Genomic DNA, 17,274 nt, shown 5'->3' with positions numbered 1-17,274 from the left:
GAAATCTGAGCCTGAGTTGAAACCTAAACCCGAGTTAAAACCTAAACCCGAGTTAAAACATGAGCCAGATTTGAAACCGCAATCAGAATCAGACCTCGAACTCAAGCTAAAATCCGAACTTCCGCCCTTGGAAATTGCGCCTGGGTTAGATTTTGAGTCAGAAGAAAAAACAGAGACCTCTTCCAACAACGGTTCAACTCTTTCCGAACAAATAGTTTATCCCCCAGAAAAGGCGGATACAGAGCGGGTTAGTGGACCTCCGGAACAGGGGTCTCTTTCCATTGAGACTCCTTTTGCAACAGCAGATAAAGAGCACTTATTGGAAATTGCACCGGCTGAAGATGAACACATATCCTCTCCTCAAGTTGAGGGTAAAAAAGCGGAAAGCGAGGTGTCTCAAGATGATAACCTTCTCGAATTTGAATCAGGTCTCCATCATTTGCTTACAGAGCCACAGCCTCCAAAAGAAGATGTTGCTCAAAAACTGTTCAGCAAGGATGAAAATACTCTAGATTTTATTTCTTCGGAACCAACTGAATTGGTACAAACACCACAGGAAGAAAATGGCAGGGATCTTTCTAATTTAAAGAACAAAAAAGCTTTAGATACCCTACTGGCATTAGCAAGAACTTATATAGGGATGGAAGATATAGAATCTGCATTAAATTCTTTAAATGAAGTCATAGAACATGGAACGAGTTCACAAAAAGAAGAAGCGCAGCGCTTAATCGATGAGATCAAAGGAAAGTCTGGGTCATAAACAGGACAGGCGCATGGATTCTCATACCTGCTTTTAATTTTTTATTTTATATCGTTTTTCTCTGCCCCAAAAAGATAGGTTGCGGTGACTAAAACTTCATTGGAACGATAAGAGCCAGGATTTAAGGATTGTTCAGTCCAGGTATCCACACCCTTACCTCCAGAGACAGGACCTAAATCCTGGTAAATATAACCTAAAGAGAAAATGAGTTGCGGTAAAAATTGTACTTCAATACCAGCACCAATATTATAAGCAAACTCACTGGTATTAGAACCTCTAAATCCAGGACTGACTCGCGGAGTTATTCCAGCTAACGCATGTTCACGATAATTAGATACATCATTGAAAGAACTTCCTATACCGCCATTAACATAAGGTGAAAATATTCCATATCGAAACAGATTAATTTTTCCTGACGCCAATAAAAGATTGGAAGTAAAATCCAAATTGTAATTGTAGTTTGTAAACTCCGGTAAGGAATATTGGGTTATTTCACCACGAAGATGAGTTTTGAAGAAATATTGCCAGAAAACACTCAATGAATAAGAGGGGAACCAGAAACTATCATTTTGCCAACGCCTGCCTGCAGATGCTGCAATGACACCGCCATTATCACTAGTGATTGCATACCGATCATAATCAAACGGATGTGGGAAACCTGAGCCATTATTTACTTTCATATGGGAATTTAGATCAGGAAATTGAGCGCCGCCTCCAAGGGATACAAACCAATTATTTTGAGTAGGGGAAACAGAGTGCGGCACAGGATTACGTGTCATTTCATTATCCCTTGAGAAGGATTGGCCATGGCAGACAAGCAATAACGCAGTAATACCTGGATAAAATAAATTCCATTTCATAATATTTCTCAAATTTAAGATGCCAAATACGTAAGAAGCACAATTATGGATACTATTTAATTGTGGGAGGAGAAAGTAACATAATTAAATGAATTAAATCAATAAAATTGCCGGAAGATAATTTAGGATTGAGAAAAATATCGTAGGTATATCAATAAAAAATAGAGCTTAGACCAAGAGAAATTACTATAATAATTAATAAACTTGAAAATCAATTATCTAAAGTATAGACAAAACATATGCTGTATTATAAATTGACCCTTTTATCAGGAATAATCAATGCGTATCGCCTTGGTGCTTGAGTACGATGGTAGCCACTATCATGGCTGGCAAGCACAAACAGGCTTGCATACTGTGCAACAAGCCGTAGAACATGCTTTATCAAAGGTGGCAGATTGCCCTATTTCTGTTGTTTGTGCAGGTAGGACAGATACTGGGGTACATGCTACGAATCAAGTCATCCATTTTGATTGTGACAAGATCCGCAGCATACGTGCATGGATTCATGGTGCAAATTCTTTTCTTCCCAAAGATATTTGCGTCAAGTGGGGAAAGGAATTATCAGAGGAATTTCATGCAAGATATTCTGCAACAGCACGCAGATACCGTTATGTCATCTATAATGGACCTATTAGGCCCGCTTTATTACGAAGTAATGTAACCTGGCAATACAGACAACTCGATCATCGGTTGATGCATCAAGCTGCTCAGGTCTTACTGGGAGAGAATGATTTTACTTCATTCCGCTCAGTTGAGTGTCAATCAAATACTCCTATGCGGAATATACATAAATTACAGGTGAGTCGTCTGGGTGATTTAGTCATAATTGATATTACTGCAAATGCCTTTTTACATCATATGGTAAGAAATATCGCGGGGGTGTTGATTGCGGTAGGCTCAGGAAAACATCCTGTTTCTTGGGTAGATGAGGTACTCAAGGCAAAAGACAGGAGATTAGGTGCTGAAACAGCCCCTGCTTATGGATTGTATTTGGTGCAAGTCACTTATCCCCAGGAGTTCTCTATATTGCAAAACTACCCAGGACCCTCTTTTCTTTTGGAGAAATAATTGAGTTTGGCGCGTGTACGAGTCAAAATGTGTGGTATGACACGTGGTGAGGATATCGCCCATGCTATTAATTTAGGGGTTGATGCGATTGGTTTGGTTTTTTATCCAAAGAGTTCGCGTTGTGTCTCCTTAGCACACGCAAAGATATTATTAAACGATCTTCCCCCGTTTGTAAGTTCGGTCGCTGTTTTGGTTAATCCTGATCAAGAAATGGTCTATAAAATAATAGAGGAATTACCGATTCATTTATTGCAATTTCATGGGGATGAACCTGTTGAGTTTTGTCAGCAATTTAATAAACCTTTTATTAAAGCCATACCTTCAAATTCGGAGGAGCATATTCAGCATGCTGCACAAGAGTTTGAAACTGCCCATGCTTTATTACTCGATACCCCCTCTGAAACAGCAAGGGGAGGTACTGGATGTGTTTTTGACTGGAACATTATTCCTAAAAAAGTAGGAAAACCCTATATACTGGCAGGGGGGCTGAATGAGGCTAATGTTCTGGAAGCAATTAAATCATGCACTCCTTATGCCGTTGATCTCTGCAGTGGCATCGAGCTGTCGCCTGGAATTAAAGATCATGGCAAAATGAGCCGGTTTATGCAGAAAATTTTAAATTGTAAGTAAGGTAATCTGGGTGAAGCGCAGCATAACCCGGAAAATTAGCCCCCTAATCCCGGGTTAGCTGCGCTTCACCCAGGCTACATTTTAGAAGTAAATGAAGGTAGATTAATGAACAAAAAAGAACTTCCTGATGCACGCGGCCACTTCGGTCCCTATGGCGGTATTTTTGTAGCCGATACTCTGATGTATGCATTAAAGCAGTTGGAAGAGGCTTATACAAAGTATAGAAAGGATCCCGATTTTTTAGCTGAATTGGATTCCGAATTAAAAGATTACGTAGGGCGGCCTAACCCCCTTTATCATGCGCGCCGTTTAAGCCACGAAATCGGTGGCGCTCAAATCTACTTAAAAAGAGAGGATTTGAATCACACCGGGGCACATAAGATTAATAATACAGTAGGACAAGCACTTCTTGCCAAACGCATGGGTAAAACCCGTGTGATTGCCGAAACAGGGGCAGGGCAGCATGGCGTTGCATCAGCAACAGTAGCTGCAAAATTGGGTTTGGAGTGCGTCGTATATATGGGTGCGGAAGATATTAAACGGCAATCATCCAATGTGTATCGCATGAAATTGTTGGGGGCTGAAGTTGTTCCGGTTACTGCAGGCTCACAGACTTTAAAAGATGCATTAAATGAAGCCATGCGGGATTGGGTAAGCCATATAGATGATACGTTTTATATTATCGGAACAGTTGCTGGCCCTCATCCTTACCCGCAGATGGTTCGTGATTTCCAAGCTGTTATCGGCATCGAAGCACGAGCTCAATTCATAGAAAAAACAGGACAATTACCTGATGCTTTGGTTGCTTGTGTCGGTGGGGGGTCTAACGCTATCGGTTTATTTTATCCTTTTCTGAATGACTCAACCGTTACTATATATGGGGTTGAAGCCGGAGGAAAGGGTTTGGAAACCGGTGAGCATTCTGCTTCGCTAATTGCTGGAACGCCAGGGGTTTTGCATGGGAATAGGACTTATTTGCTGTGTGATGAGTACGGACAAATTAAAGACACTCATTCAGTATCAGCAGGCCTTGATTATCCTGGGGTAGGTCCAGAACATGCCTATTTAAAAGATACGGGTCGTGTAATTTACGAAGCAATTAACGACGATGAGGCATTGCACGCGTTTCGCACCTTAACCCGGGTTGAAGGAATTATTCCTGCGCTTGAATCCAGCCATGCTGTTGCTTATGCAATGAAACTCGCAAAGAAAATGTCCGTAGAGCAAAACATTATCGTGAATTTATCAGGTCGAGGTGATAAAGACATGCATACTGTTGCTCAAATAGATGGGATTACCGTATGAATCGAATTGACAAAAAATTAATGGACTTGAAAGCTAAAGGCAAAAAAATGCTAAGTCCCTATATTACCGCAGGAGACCCTTACCCAGAAGTTACCGTTAAACTGATGCATGAGCTGGTCAAAGCTGGGGCTGATATCTTGGAATTAGGCATCCCATTTTCCGATCCCATGGCAGAAGGTCCGGTGATTCAAAGAGCGATGGAACGTGCGCTTGCCCAGGATGTACATTGCCACACGGTATTAAATATGGTGAAAGAATTTCGCTTAGAGGATCAAGCAACCCCTGTGGTAATCATGGGTTATTTAAATCCTGTCGAACATATGGGCTATGAGCTTTTTGCAAAACAGGCAGCGGAGGCTGGGGTGGATGGAACTATTCTGGTGGATTTGCCTCCTGAAGAAAGCGAAGATGTGGCAAAAGTCTGGCAAAAATATGGTTTATACAGTATCTTTCTTTGTTCACCTACGACCTCCGATGAGCGGATGGCCTTAATTAATCAGTTTGCGAAGGGATATTTGTACTACGTCTCTCTAAAGGGTGTTACCGGGTCAGATGCTTTGGATGCTTCTTCTTTGAAATCGCAATATCAACATCGCAAAGCACAAACTACACTTCCCTTGATGGTAGGTTTTGGTATAAAAACACCCGAGATGGCTGCAGAGGTTGCAAGTTTTGCAGATGGTGTTATTGTGGGGGCAGCCCTCATAACGCAAATTCTGAATGCATACAATACAAATAATGATCTGTTGCAAGCAGGAGCAGATTTAATTTTTTCCATGCGACATGCTATGGATAATAATTTAAAATGATGGCAACAGGGACTCAACCATCTCCTTACTCCATTTGAATCCCATGTAGTTTGTGAGTGGCCTGTTGCATGATTGTGGCTTGAGTGAAGACGAAGACATAAACAGATACTGAGGTAAAAAATACCCGGTTTTAGTTTTATCGGTCTTCATGGTACTAATAGTGATGGAAAATCCAATGATAGAATTAACTGAAAAGCGAGCTCATTTTATAAGACAATTGATTACTGATGAACTGGCGAGTGGCAAGCACCAATCTGTAGTAACTCGTTTTCCTCCTGAGCCCAACGGATATTTGCATGTAGGACATGCTAAATCTATATGTTTGAATTTTGGTCTGGCACAAGAGTTCAAAGGCATTTGTTATTTACGCTTCGATGACACTAACCCCATCAAAGAGGAAGAAGAGTACGTTAACGCAATTATTGAAGACGTACGCTGGTTAGGTTTCGAATGGCATGCAATGACTCATTCTTCAGATTATTACCATGAGCTTTATGATTTTGCAGTTTTATTAATTAAAAAGGATTTGGCTTATGTTGATAGCCTAAGTATGGAAGAAATTCGTGCCTATCGGGGTACCTTGCAGGAGTCCGGACGGGAAAGTCCTTACAGAAATAGACCCATTGAAGAGAGCCTTGATTTATTTGCCCGCATGAAAGCTGGAGAATTTCCTGATGGTACCCATGTATTAAGAGCAAAAATTGACATGCAATCAGGAAACGTAAATATGCGTGATCCTGTGATCTATCGCATTCGTCATGCCCATCATCAACGCACTGGAGATGAATGGTGTATTTATCCTATGTACGATTATGCTCATCCCATCTCTGATGCTTTGGAAAAAATTACCCATTCTTTATGTACGTTGGAGTTTCAAGATCATCGGCCATTGTATGACTGGTTTGTTGACAATTTACCTGTTCCTGCAAAACCAATACAAACGGAATTCGCTCGTTTGAATTTATCTCACACGGTTACTTCAAAAAGAAAATTACGTGAATTAGTTGAAAAAAAGGCCGTGTCTGGCTGGGATGACCCAAGAATGCCAACTATCCGTGGTATGCGTAAGCGTGGGTATCCTGCAGCTGCAATCCGTCAGTTTTGTGAAGTAATTGGAATTTCTCGTAGTGATTCAGTAATTGATATGTCCATCCTCGAGGAGTGTGTTCGGGCCGAATTAAACAGGACCGCAAAGCGTGCTTTGTGTGTGATGGATCCTATAAAAGTGATTATAGAAAATTACCCTGAGGGCAAAGTAGAAGTGCTAAAGCCTGTTTTTAATCAGCAAGATCCAGACTCGGAGACACGTGAGTTACCCTTTACTCGGGAAATCTATATCGAGCGTTCAGATTTCATGGAAGAGCCGCCTAAAAAATATTTTCGTTTATCTCCTGGTGCAGAAGTACGTTTGCGTCATGCTTACGTGATTAAATGTCATGAAGCAATCCATGATGAGCAAGGTAACCTTATTGAGTTGCGTTGTACTTACGATGAGAAAACTTTGGGTAAAAATCCGGAAGACAGAAAAGTGAAGGGGGTCATTCATTGGGTATCCTGTGCAAACGCCTATCCTGTGACCGTCCTGGAATATGATCGTTTATTTAATGATCCTAATCCTGGCCGTGAAGACGATTTCTTCAAATTTTTAAATCATGATTCCTTAAAAGTAAAACAAGCTTATTGCGAGCCAGCTTTAGCACATCAGCCAATAGGTGAAGTATTTCAATTTGAGCGTTTGGGATATTATTGCGTGAATGAATCAAAAGAGGGACGTGTTAGTATATTTCATCGTGTAGTTGATTTAAAAGATACGTGGGGAAAAATAGGGTAAGCTAAAGGGGTAGACATGTTGCATTTATTTAATTCTTTAACCAGAAAAAAAGAGCCATTTGTTTCTATTTCTCCTGGAAAAATTGGTATCTATGTTTGTGGTATTACGGTATATGATCATTGCCATATAGGCCATGCCCGTTCTATGGTATCTTTCGATGTCATCGTTCGGTACCTGCGTTCTCAAGGTTATGATGTCAAATACGTGCGAAACATTACCGATATCGATGATAAAATTATCGCCCGCGCCCATGAGCGTGCCATACCAATCGATGATTTGACGGCCCAATATATTGCGGCAATGAATGAGGATACGAAAGCGCTGAATATTTTGCCTCCGGATGTGGAACCGCGTGCAACAGAACACATAGAGAGCATTATACGACTTATCGAACGCTTACTTGAGAAGGGAAATGCATATCTGAGCGATAATGGTGATGTATGTTATCAAGTCGATTCTTTTGCTGATTATGGGAAATTATCCCATAAAGATTTAGAAGGGTTAGTTGCTGGAGCGCGAGTTGAGGTCGTCAAAGAAAAACGATCACCACTCGATTTTGTTTTGTGGAAAAAAGCAAAACAGGGTGAACCAAGTTGGCCATCACCTTGGGGTGAAGGACGTCCAGGTTGGCATATTGAATGTTCTGCGATGGCTATGGGTGAATTGGGAGAGCAGTTTGATATTCATGGTGGAGGGCTGGATCTGCAATTCCCACATCATGAGAATGAAATAGCTCAAAGTGAAGCCGCTACTGAAAAACCTTTTGCCAATTATTGGCTGCATGTAGGAATGCTGCAAGTCAATAACGAAAAAATGTCCAAATCATTAGGGAATTTTTATACAATAGCTGATGTTTTGGCCAAGCACCATCCTGAAGTGGTACGCTATTTTCTCTTAAGCAGTCATTATCGTAGTTCCTTAAATTACTCCGAAGAAAATCTGCTTAATTCCAGGAAAGCATTAGCTCGCTTATATCAGGCTTTAAAAGACAGCCAGGTTATCCCGGATGGTGAAATGGATAACCACTGGATCAGTGAATTTAATCAAGCGATGAACGACGATTTTAATACTCCTGTCGCATTGTCTGTTTTATTTCAACTGAGTCATGAAATCAATAAATCCCGCTCTGTCATTCTGGCAAATACACTGAAGTATTTAGCAGGGATAATGGGTATATTACAAGAAGATCCCGCATCTTTTTTACAATCGGGTTTTGCCGAAGAGGACAAAACAGAAATAGAAGAGTTAATTGCTGAACGACTTCAAGCCCGTGCTGATAAAAACTGGGGACGAGCTGACCAAATAAGAGCAGACTTGTTAAAACGAGGGATTGAACTGGAAGATGGACCCAATGGGACCACATGGCGCAAGATGGAATAAATTTTAATCATCCCTTCCTTATATTTTTAGTCCGGGGAGCGTAGCCCCGGGTTAAAAGAATTCATCACGAGATTCTTAATTCACCCAGGCGAAATTACTTCCAGATCTTTGTTTTTATCTGTGAACATAAATATCCTTACCCAATAAGAAAAAATCAGAAAAAACAATAAAATGAGAGCTATCCAACCCATGAGATAAAAACAATCATCTAAAGCCAAGGCAGTAGCTTGTCGCGTTAGATAATAATTCAATTGTGCTGAAGCATGCTTTCCCTGGATATGAAATAATTTGGCACGCTCAAAAAATTGTTGGGTCCCTTGAGAAAAATCAGTCAAACTGCTGCCTAGTCGAAGATGAAAAAATACCTCGCGCCTATGCCACAAAATAAGAAATAAAGAGACGCCTAATCCGCTTCCCAGTAAACGCGCTACATGAAAAAAGCAAATGCCTTCAGCAAGCTTAGTTTCAGGAAAAGTTTGTACTGACAATAGAAAAAGCGGTGATAAAAACAATGCCAGCCCGATTCCAGCCAATGCCCTGGAAAAAGCAATGCGGCCAAAATTAATCTCCACGTTAAAGTTGCTGGTATAAAAACAGGAGATAGCAAAAAATAGTAAGGCAAGGATTAATGGGAAAAAGGGTTTATATCGCCTTTTGTGAATGAGTACGGGTATCCATCCACAAAACGCCATTGTTCCTATGATTAATGCTATCCAATCTGGAGTATAATTGACATACAATTTAAGCCACAACGATAACAAAATAACCATACCAAAATAAAGCGCGAAGAATAGGGCAATGTAGATCATTGCAAGTGAAAAATAAAAATTTTTAAGCAATTTTAATTCAACAACAGGATAGGGTGACGACCAACTCCTCAGTACGAAAAAGATTAAACTTACGGTTCCCGTTATCAATAAAAAAACGATTAAAGAAGAGCGAAACCAGTCCAATTCCTGACCAACGGTTAAAGCGGTTCCGATAAAAACTATACTGATACAGTAAAATGCATATCCAGGCTTATCAAAATAAACTTGCTTCACCGGTTCGTGGTATTTTCTGTAGCCAAACCCAACATATACAATTAAGAAAAGACAGAGCGGGACATTGGAGTAAAAAAGAAAACGCCAAGTGTAATTGTAGGCAATCCATGCACCGTAAGAAGCTCCCAGCACAGGGATAATGGAGAGACAAATCAGCACTAAAGAAACTACATAACTTTTGTCTTTATTCGGTGCTAATAAAGGAATCAAGGTATAAGTAATAAGGAGAAAAACAGGTCCTGAGGCGAGTCCTTCCAAAAATCTGAATAAAATGAAATGATAAAAATCATTGGCTGTGGCACATCCCAAAGAAAATAAGGAGGTTAAGGCAAAACATACCACATAGAGCTGAATAGGGCTTAATCGAGTTATTGCCGGTTTTCCTAAGGGGACTCCCAATAGATTACCAATACAAAAAAAACTGACTGTATACGAGGTTAAATAAGGACTTCCTCCCAGATCACTGACTATGTAAAGTCCAGCCATTATGGGCAAGGTTAAATTGAAAATTACAGCAGCTAAGGATAAGAGTAAGATATAGAAAATCATTCTTCCTCACCCATTTAAGATTTTGTTACTAACAGTTAAAGGAGTGTTGGCATATTTCTGAAGGTTAGGATCCAAATTAGTTCTTATAATCTCTGCAATAAGGTTTTTATCCCCCGCTTCTTCTTTTTGAAAAATATCGGTGATGTAGTGAGGCGCGCCAGATGTCGTGGTGGGTACCAAAGGTCCATTTTGATCGGATAGGTTGGCGGTAACTTCTAAAGAAAGTCCAATACGTAAAGGAAATTTTTTTAATTCATCCTGAATTAATGCAATACGAACAGGTAGTCTTTGTACGATTTTAATCCAGTTTCCAGAGAGATTTTCCGGGGGCAATAATGAAAAAGCATTGCCTGCTCCTCCCGGAAGGCCAACAATCCTGCCATGATAAACAACATTTGCGCCATAGAGATCGGAAGTAAAGGTGACTTTCTGACCAATACGCATTTTTTTGAGCTGAGTTTCTTTAAAGTTGGCATTGACCCACATTTGATCTAAAGGAATGATGGACATAAGCGGTTCATTGGGAGAAACCCACATTCCTACCTGGATAGTCCTTTGTGCTACAAGGCCATCTACTGGCGCGTAGATCTTGCAGCGGTATAATTGTACCCAGGCATCACGTACTTCCTGGGCTGCAGCTTGCACCCACGGATGTTCGATAATTGAAGTACCTTGTACAAACGCCAACATTTTTTGATAATTATTTTTAGTACTTTTTAATGATGCGGCGGTGGCTTTTAAATCATCCTGTGCATGCTGATAATCCTCTAAAGATATTCCTTTAACATGAATGACGTCATGACGATGTTTCAAATTTTGTTGGGCTTTTAAAAGTTCTGCTTTCTTTACCTCAATTTCCGCAGCCAATATAAATACATCGTGAAATGCCTGGCAAACATCGCGTACTGTTTTGGCAAGTTTCTTTTTTGCTTTTTCTAAAGCAATCAGGGAATCTGTTTCATTCAAAGAAACAATAAGTTGGCCTTTTTTAACCAGAAAACTATCATCTGTATAAATGCCTGTCACAAATCCTGGACGTAAGGCTTTAATGTAGACTTGATTTCCTTGTACATAAGCATCATTCGTATAGGCCTGATTTCTCCATACAAAAAGCCAATATAAAAAGAAAAAAACAAACAGAACAATAAGAATGAGGGTAAAATAAAAAGAAGGCGATCTTTTATTCATGAGTTGTTCACCAATGGTATGGTATTTTGATAATAACCTCCTCCCAAAGCTTTGGTTAATTTTATAGAGGCAAGGTATTGGTTATAAAGGAGCGTAACGTCTACCAGTTTTTTTTGAAGCAATTCTTCCTGGAAAAAATAGAGATCAAGCAAACTGTCCAGTCCTTTCTTCTGACGTACATAACTTAATTCATAGCGTTGTTTTGCAAATTCGACTACGTGTTCCTGCTCTCTTTTTTGCTGGTAAATGTCTTCAGCAAAGGCAAGAACATCAAGTACCTCCTGGGTACTGTATAAAAGCAGGTTATTATATGCCTCAATTGCTGCATCAAATTGAGCTTTGGTTGCTTTGATATTTGCGCGTATGGCCCCTGCGGTGAAGACGGGCAAATGAATGGCAGGTCTTAGGGCTGCCGTCCCGCTTGAAATATCCAAAAATTTTCTCCAACTTGTACTTTCAAGACCCACAAGGCCTACAAGGTTTACATTGGGGTAGTATTCAGACATAGCTGCTCCTGTTTTATAGGCTAATGCCTTGGCCCTCCAAATTTGTGCAATGAGGTCAGGTCTCCGGGCTATGAAATCTATGGGTAAGACTTTAGGAATTTTTAAGGTTTTGGGTTTGCTTGATAGAGAAGGGGAGAGCAAGACAGGAGTGTCAGGCCCTTGTCCTGCCAAAATATTAAGCAAATGCCTGTCTACTGCAAGTTCAGCAGTAATACTCGATAAAAGTTTTTTGGTCTCAAACAAATTTACTGATGCTTCGAAGGCTGGCAATTCCGAAGAAAGCCCCTTTTTTACCAAAAGGTTTTGTAATTTTGTGATTTTTTCATTTAATTCAATTAACTGTAAATAAAGTTTCTGTCTTATGAGATTGGTTTTATATGCAAAATAGGCCTGTGCAATTGCTGTGCTTATAACAAGTTCTACTTCAGCCGCTTCTGCTTCCCTGACTTTAGCTTCTCCAACAGCAGCGCGAAATAAATTGCGATTTTGCCCCCAAAAATCAAAATCAAAATTAAATGACAAAGAAAGATCCAGAACCGTGGCATTTAAAGGCAGTTTATGGTTGAAAGCCCGATATAAACCGTTTTTACTTAAATATTGCCGATTTTCATGGGCATCAAAAAAAACAAGTGGGAATAATTGGGAGCGCGTCACAATTGCTTGCTGCCGTGCAGCTGTTATACGGCTTTGAATCTCTTGAATGGAAGGATTATTTGCTAAAGCTTGGTTCATTAACCCATTTAATTCGGGAGAATTATACTCCAACCACCATTGTTTCTTTGGCCATTCGCCTTTGGAAAAAATAGCTTTTTTTTGTAAGCTTTTTTTTATAGAGTGCTCCATAGTCGGAACATTTTTTATATTTTTAACCTGGCTTTGGGGGGGCAGGGATACAGTACAGGATACTAATGCATATAAACTGAAGCAAATACATCCTTTAATCCAAAGCCTCATCTAACCGTTTCCTTTCTTTTGGCAGTATCTTTATTATTAAGTTACTTTTCCAATATCTTCTTGAGATGTTTTCATCGTATTGCAACTCTCTCTAATAGTAACCATTACCATTTGATTTTCATAGGAGATTTTCTGTTTAACTACTAAGAAATCTTTTTTTAGAAAAATGCCCGGGCTCGCCTTCTGAAATTATTCAAGGGCCTAATTTATGAATTATTTATGAATTATAACGATATATCGAAAAGCAAATAAATAAGAGAGCGTTTGGTGGAAATCCTTAAAGTATTATTAGTTTTGTGTTGTCACTCTAAGAATTTCAGCAAGCGAGGTATCACCAGCAAGCACTCGTTTGAATCCATCTTCGCGAATGCTGGGAGTGCCAGGGCGTAAATAATTTTCCATCGTTTGCAAGTTTTCTTGACGATGAATCATTCCTCTTAATACCTCATCAACAGTAATTAATTCGTAAATCCCTGTTCTTCCCTTAAAACCCAGGTTGTTACAAAAGTCACAGCCTTTAGCCTCATAAACGTTTGAAATATCAGCTTTAGAATCCAGTCCCATCAGTTCTATTTCATCTTCTCTGAGTTGATGGGGAGTTTTGCACTGGGGACATAATTTTCTAACCAATCGTTGAGCAATAAGCCCCACAATACTTGAAGAGAGAAGAAAGGATTCCACCCCCATATCGCGTAGACGAGTGAGCGCGCCTAATGCACTATTTGTATGTAGGGTGGACAAAACCAGGTGTCCGGTAAGACTTGCCTGAACTGCAATTTCGGCAGTTTCCAAATCACGAATTTCTCCAATCATGACCACATCCGGGTCCTGTCGTAGAATCGCTCTTAAACCTTTTGCGAAGGTCATTTGGACTTTGGTATTAACCTGGGTTTGTCCAATGCCCTCAAGATCATATTCAATAGGGTCTTCAATAGTCAGGATATTTCGCGTAACTTGATTTAATTCAGTTAACATGGCGTATAAAGAAGTGGTTTTTCCGGAACCTGTTGGTCCGGTCACTAGAATAATCCCATGAGGTTCTGCAATCATTTGTCGCATGGCTAACAGGGTGGATTGAGGCATCCCTAATAGATTTAAATCCAATTGAGCGGCCTGTTTATCGAGAATCCGCAAAACCACACGTTCACCATGGTTTGAGGGCAGGGTTGAAACCCGGACATCAATATTATGTCCACCTATACGAAGGGAAATACGTCCATCTTGGGGAATACGCTTTTCAGCGATATCCAATTTGGCCATTACCTTGACTCTGGAAATCACTAAGGGAGCTATAGCACGTTGAATCTCTAAAACCTCATGCAAAACCCCATCGATTCGATTACGTACTAATACCCGATCTTCATAAGTTTCTATATGGATATCAGAGGCTTTTTGTTTTATTGCTTGCGTAAATAAGGCGTTCAACAGGCGAATAATAGGTGCATCATCCTGATTTTCCAATAAATCTTCACTGACAGGAAGTTGGCTTGCCAGTAAGGAAAGATCCATGTCTTCCTCCATACCTCCAGCAGCTTCCAATATCGACGATTTAGATTGATACACATGTGCCAAATGCTGTTGAAAGGCGGATTCATCAACTTGTTTTAAAGTAAACTCACATTGTAATAACCGCTTTATTTCTGCAAGTGCTTGCAGGGGAGTATTGGGCAGATAATAAACTAGCACGTGGTTATCACTCATTTCACTGGCAACAACAATCCCATGGTTTTTTGCAAAACTGTAGGGAATTTTCAGTGATTTTTCTTCATTTTCCATGGCTATTTCGTTACTAGTAAAGGGGGTCGATTAAACGGTTTAGGCAGTTCTGCACGTTTTAGAGCTGGCATAACCGTAGAGTTATTACTTTGTAAATAGGCATCCTGTGATCGCAACCAGTCCAGTTCATATTGCCGAACGTTATTGTATTTTTCTCCTGTCATATGCATTGATTCTCGTTCGTTACGCAAAATAATGGGTTTTATGAAGACCATAAGGACTCGCTTTTCCCGGGAATTTATATTGCGTTTAAACAACCGGCCAACACCTGGTATATCTCCTAACACAGGTATCCGGTTATCATCGTTACTCAGACTGTCTTGGGTCAAACCTCCTAAAACCACAATGTCCCCGCTTTCAACATGAACAGAGGTGACTATACTGCTAATTCTAAATGTTGGCGTGGTTGTATTTGGAGCAACAACCGGTGGATCCAGAGTATCATTTCCTTGGTCGATTTGCATTTGAATGCCTTGGCCTCGTGTAATTTGAGGTCTGACATATAGATGTAATGCAACGTTAACTCTATCAAAGGTGGTAAATGGAACCCCATTATTTGTTGTACCTCCAGCATTAGCAGGCTGAGTGGTAGATGCAATCGAAACCTGTTTACCTACCAGGATTTTAGCTTGTCGATTATCAAGAACTACAACCGAAGGAGTGGATAAAATATTTGCTTTATTTTCTCTTGCCAAGGCATAGATTTGAGCTTGAAAATCATCGCTTCTGGTTTTGCTATTAATTATAGCAAATCCTGGTCTGAAGCTGGCTGGTTTTCCTGTTTGTTGATCGCTTCCCCATTCAATACCTAAATCATTAATATCGGATTGGTTAATTTCTGCAACCAAAGCTTCTATGAGAATCTGGGCTGGTTTAATATCAAGCTGGTTAATTACCCTTTTCAGAATTCGGATAATAGATGCTGGTGCATTAAGAATAATTGAATTGGTATTAGGTTCAGCAATAATCTGTACGGATGGTTTTGTTGTCCCTTCATTTTGGGTCGTTGCGGAAGTAGTATTCGCTGTTGCACCGGTAGGTGAAAGCGGGGATGGGCCACCTGTCGGAAAAGGAGAGCCGGAGTTCTGCGAACCGCTATTACCTACGAGATTGGATGCAGGGTTAGTACTGTCCAAAGCAGGGCGAGTCACTGTACCAATCGTAGTCCCTACATTACCACTGAAATTTGCTTGGGCAATACCTGCAAGGATAGGTACCAGGTCTTCTGCTCTCAGATAATTCAGATAAACAACCTGGGTATTGGTATTAAGCCCTTCAGAGTTTTCTCTATCGAGCTTTAATATCAACATTCTGAGTCGTATTCTATCTGTTTTGGAACCACTGATAAGTAATGAATTGGATCGATCATCTGCTGCTACCGTTAACTGAGTTCGTACTCCCCCCATGCTGGGTTGGGTTTTTACCAGATCTTTTAGTGTAGCTGCTATATCCATAGCCAAGGAATGCTGTAAATGGACCATATCAATACCATTTGCAGAGGAGTTATCTACTTGTTTGATGATTTCCGCAAGGCTATGTATGTTATTCGCTCTTCCTGAGAGAATGAGCATGTTCGAAGGCGCATAAGCAGAGATACTGCTCCATTGGGGCATTAATGGTCGCAAAACTGGTACTAATTGTTCTGCGGGGACATAATGAACAGGCACAACAGCCACCATCATATCATCGCCTTGAGGTGGATGTTTTAATTCATTCAGCAAATCAGGTGATTGAGTTTTCGCATCAATATTAGGGATAATTTTAATAATTGCGCCACTGGGTATAGCGGCATAGCCTGAGACTTGTAACACCGAAAGAAAAACCTGATAGAGTTCTTTATTATTCATTGGAGTGGTTGATATGATTGAAATTTTTCCCTGAACTCGGGGATCAATCACAAAGTTTTTCCCGGTAACCCGCGATACCTCGGCTATTACAGCTCTGACATCTGCATTTCTCAAATTCCATATTTGGCCCTCTTGAGGGAGTGTCTCTGTTTGGTCGTTGGTGTTTTCAGATGGATTCGCTGATGTTGTGGTGGATGATTGTTGTATATTTTTTTGATATTTTTGGGCATTAATCTTTTGGGTTAATTTATTCTGCAACTCCCGGGCTGTAAGGTAATCGCTAATAGGGCCGATTTGGACAAGATAAAGTTTTTTATCGTTGAGGTTTTTGATTTCTATATGTTCACCTATGAGGGAGGATAATTCTTTTTCTCTTTGTTTTGCATCTTTTTCTAAATTAAACGCGCCTGCTTGCAGGTAAAAAGTGGTATTTCCATTTTTGGTTGTTGTGGAAATATTAATTTCATTTGCATGAATTAATGCAGAGCAAAAAAATGTTAAAATTATAATTACTATCGAGCGCATTGAAAAATCGCAAAATCATAAGTAAGTAACATAATAACTAAATTTATAAACTTACCATAGCTTTTTTGGTGAGTAACTTAAGGTATTTTGAAGCATTTTTAATTTTTGCTTTAAGATTATCTTAATTGTTAATAAATTAATGAAATACTGATGAATCTTCTGTTTTTTTCTCTATGTTTTCTTAAAAATTCTGTTTTTTTAGTCTATTGAAAAACTAAAATCAAGGCGGATTGCTCGCGTTTG

13 protein-coding genes are annotated in these 17,274 nt (G+C 39.9%); 7 read left to right on the top strand and 6 right to left on the bottom strand.

Translation table 11 applies throughout. The features are described 5' to 3' along the window. On the top strand, window positions 1-760 hold a 760-nt coding region (locus KYQ_RS19290), incomplete at its 5' end, for a FimV C-terminal domain-containing protein (protein ID WP_035748860.1). Between the two features lie 41 nt (window positions 761-801). Here the strand turns inward: KYQ_RS19290 and KYQ_RS06270 are convergent. Continuing rightward, the gene (locus KYQ_RS06270) at window positions 802-1,620 is read right to left on the bottom strand and encodes an outer membrane protein (protein ID WP_019349765.1); all 819 of its coding nucleotides are present in this window, start codon (window positions 1,618-1,620) and stop codon (window positions 802-804) included. 279 nt (window positions 1,621-1,899) lie between these two features. On the opposite strand from KYQ_RS06270, the gene truA reads away from it, so the two are divergent. The 6 genes from truA (at window position 1,900) to cysS (ending at window position 8,643) form a co-directional block, all read left to right on the top strand. Further along, window positions 1,900-2,688 carry a tRNA pseudouridine(38-40) synthase TruA gene (gene truA / locus KYQ_RS06265; protein WP_010653418.1) on the top strand — a complete coding sequence of 263 codons (789 nt, stop codon included), beginning with the start codon at window positions 1,900-1,902 and terminating at the stop codon, window positions 2,686-2,688. Next, window positions 2,689-3,318 (top strand): phosphoribosylanthranilate isomerase, encoded by a 630-nt coding sequence (locus KYQ_RS06260; protein WP_010653419.1) that lies wholly within the window; start codon window positions 2,689-2,691, stop codon window positions 3,316-3,318. Window positions 3,319-3,423: 105 nt separating this feature from the next. Then, entirely contained in the window at window positions 3,424-4,623 is a 1,200-nt protein-coding gene (trpB, locus tag KYQ_RS06255) for a tryptophan synthase subunit beta (RefSeq protein WP_010653420.1), read from the top strand. Continuing rightward, window positions 4,620-5,432 (top strand): tryptophan synthase subunit alpha, encoded by an 813-nt coding sequence (gene trpA, locus KYQ_RS06250; RefSeq protein ID WP_010653421.1) that lies wholly within the window; start codon window positions 4,620-4,622, stop codon window positions 5,430-5,432. The genes trpB and trpA overlap by 4 nt, the downstream gene beginning before the upstream one ends. 175 nt (window positions 5,433-5,607) lie before the next feature. Next, a complete protein-coding gene (locus tag KYQ_RS06245) occupies window positions 5,608-7,263 on the top strand; it encodes a glutamine--tRNA ligase/YqeY domain fusion protein (protein ID WP_019349764.1) in 1,656 nt (551 codons plus the stop codon). A gap of 15 nt (window positions 7,264-7,278) precedes the next feature. Beyond that, window positions 7,279-8,643 carry a cysteine--tRNA ligase gene (gene cysS, locus KYQ_RS06240; protein ID WP_010653423.1) on the top strand — a complete coding sequence of 455 codons (1,365 nt, stop codon included), beginning with the start codon at window positions 7,279-7,281 and terminating at the stop codon, window positions 8,641-8,643. Between the two features lie 80 nt (window positions 8,644-8,723). On the opposite strand, the gene KYQ_RS06235 is transcribed toward cysS, so the two are convergent. The 5 genes from KYQ_RS06235 to lspD form a co-directional block, all read right to left on the bottom strand. Continuing rightward, window positions 8,724-10,235, bottom strand: a complete 1,512-nt coding sequence (locus KYQ_RS06235) for an MFS transporter (RefSeq protein WP_010653424.1) — start codon at window positions 10,233-10,235, stop codon at window positions 8,724-8,726. 6 nt (window positions 10,236-10,241) lie between these two features. Then, a complete protein-coding gene (locus KYQ_RS06230) occupies window positions 10,242-11,423 on the bottom strand; it encodes an HlyD/EmrA/EmrK family protein (RefSeq protein WP_019349763.1) in 1,182 nt (393 codons plus the stop codon). Further along, window positions 11,420-12,883 carry an efflux transporter outer membrane subunit gene (locus KYQ_RS06225; protein ID WP_010653426.1) on the bottom strand — a complete coding sequence of 488 codons (1,464 nt, stop codon included), beginning with the start codon at window positions 12,881-12,883 and terminating at the stop codon, window positions 11,420-11,422. The genes KYQ_RS06230 and KYQ_RS06225 overlap by 4 nt, the downstream gene beginning before the upstream one ends. A 288-nt stretch (window positions 12,884-13,171) precedes the next feature. Beyond that, complete coding sequence (gene lspE / locus KYQ_RS06220) at window positions 13,172-14,659, bottom strand: GspE family T2SS ATPase variant LspE (RefSeq protein WP_010653427.1); 1,488 nt, start codon at window positions 14,657-14,659, stop codon at window positions 13,172-13,174. Between the two features lie 2 nt (window positions 14,660-14,661). After that, the gene (lspD, locus tag KYQ_RS06215; protein WP_010653428.1) at window positions 14,662-17,031 is read right to left on the bottom strand and encodes a GspD family T2SS secretin variant LspD; all 2,370 of its coding nucleotides are present in this window, start codon (window positions 17,029-17,031) and stop codon (window positions 14,662-14,664) included. Window positions 17,032-17,274: the final 243 nt, after the last annotated feature.

Source organism: Fluoribacter dumoffii NY 23 (assembly GCF_000236165.1).
In the GTDB taxonomy this organism is placed as follows: Bacteria; Pseudomonadota; Gammaproteobacteria; order Legionellales; family Legionellaceae; genus Legionella; species Legionella dumoffii.
This window is presented reverse-complemented; position numbering and strand designations above follow the sequence as displayed.

Excerpts from the sequence above, each read along its gene's own strand:
- KYQ_RS06270 (WP_019349765.1), bottom strand. The coding sequence starts at position 1,620 with ATGAAATGGAATTTATTTTATCCAGGTATTACTGCGTTATTGCTTGTC.
- truA (WP_010653418.1), top strand. The coding sequence starts at position 1,900 with ATGCGTATCGCCTTGGTGCTTGAGTACGATGGTAGCCACTATCATGGC.
- trpB (WP_010653420.1), top strand. The coding sequence starts at position 3,424 with ATGAACAAAAAAGAACTTCCTGATGCACGCGGCCACTTCGGTCCCTAT.
- trpA (WP_010653421.1), top strand. The coding sequence starts at position 4,620 with ATGAATCGAATTGACAAAAAATTAATGGACTTGAAAGCTAAAGGCAAA.
- KYQ_RS06245 (WP_019349764.1), top strand. The coding sequence starts at position 5,608 with ATGATAGAATTAACTGAAAAGCGAGCTCATTTTATAAGACAATTGATT.
- cysS (WP_010653423.1), top strand. The coding sequence starts at position 7,279 with ATGTTGCATTTATTTAATTCTTTAACCAGAAAAAAAGAGCCATTTGTT.
- KYQ_RS06235 (WP_010653424.1), bottom strand. The coding sequence starts at position 10,235 with ATGATTTTCTATATCTTACTCTTATCCTTAGCTGCTGTAATTTTCAAT.
- KYQ_RS06230 (WP_019349763.1), bottom strand. The coding sequence starts at position 11,423 with ATGAATAAAAGATCGCCTTCTTTTTATTTTACCCTCATTCTTATTGTT.
- KYQ_RS06225 (WP_010653426.1), bottom strand. The coding sequence starts at position 12,883 with ATGAGGCTTTGGATTAAAGGATGTATTTGCTTCAGTTTATATGCATTA.
- lspE (WP_010653427.1), bottom strand. The coding sequence starts at position 14,659 with ATGGAAAATGAAGAAAAATCACTGAAAATTCCCTACAGTTTTGCAAAA.
- lspD (WP_010653428.1), bottom strand. The coding sequence starts at position 17,031 with ATGCGCTCGATAGTAATTATAATTTTAACATTTTTTTGCTCTGCATTA.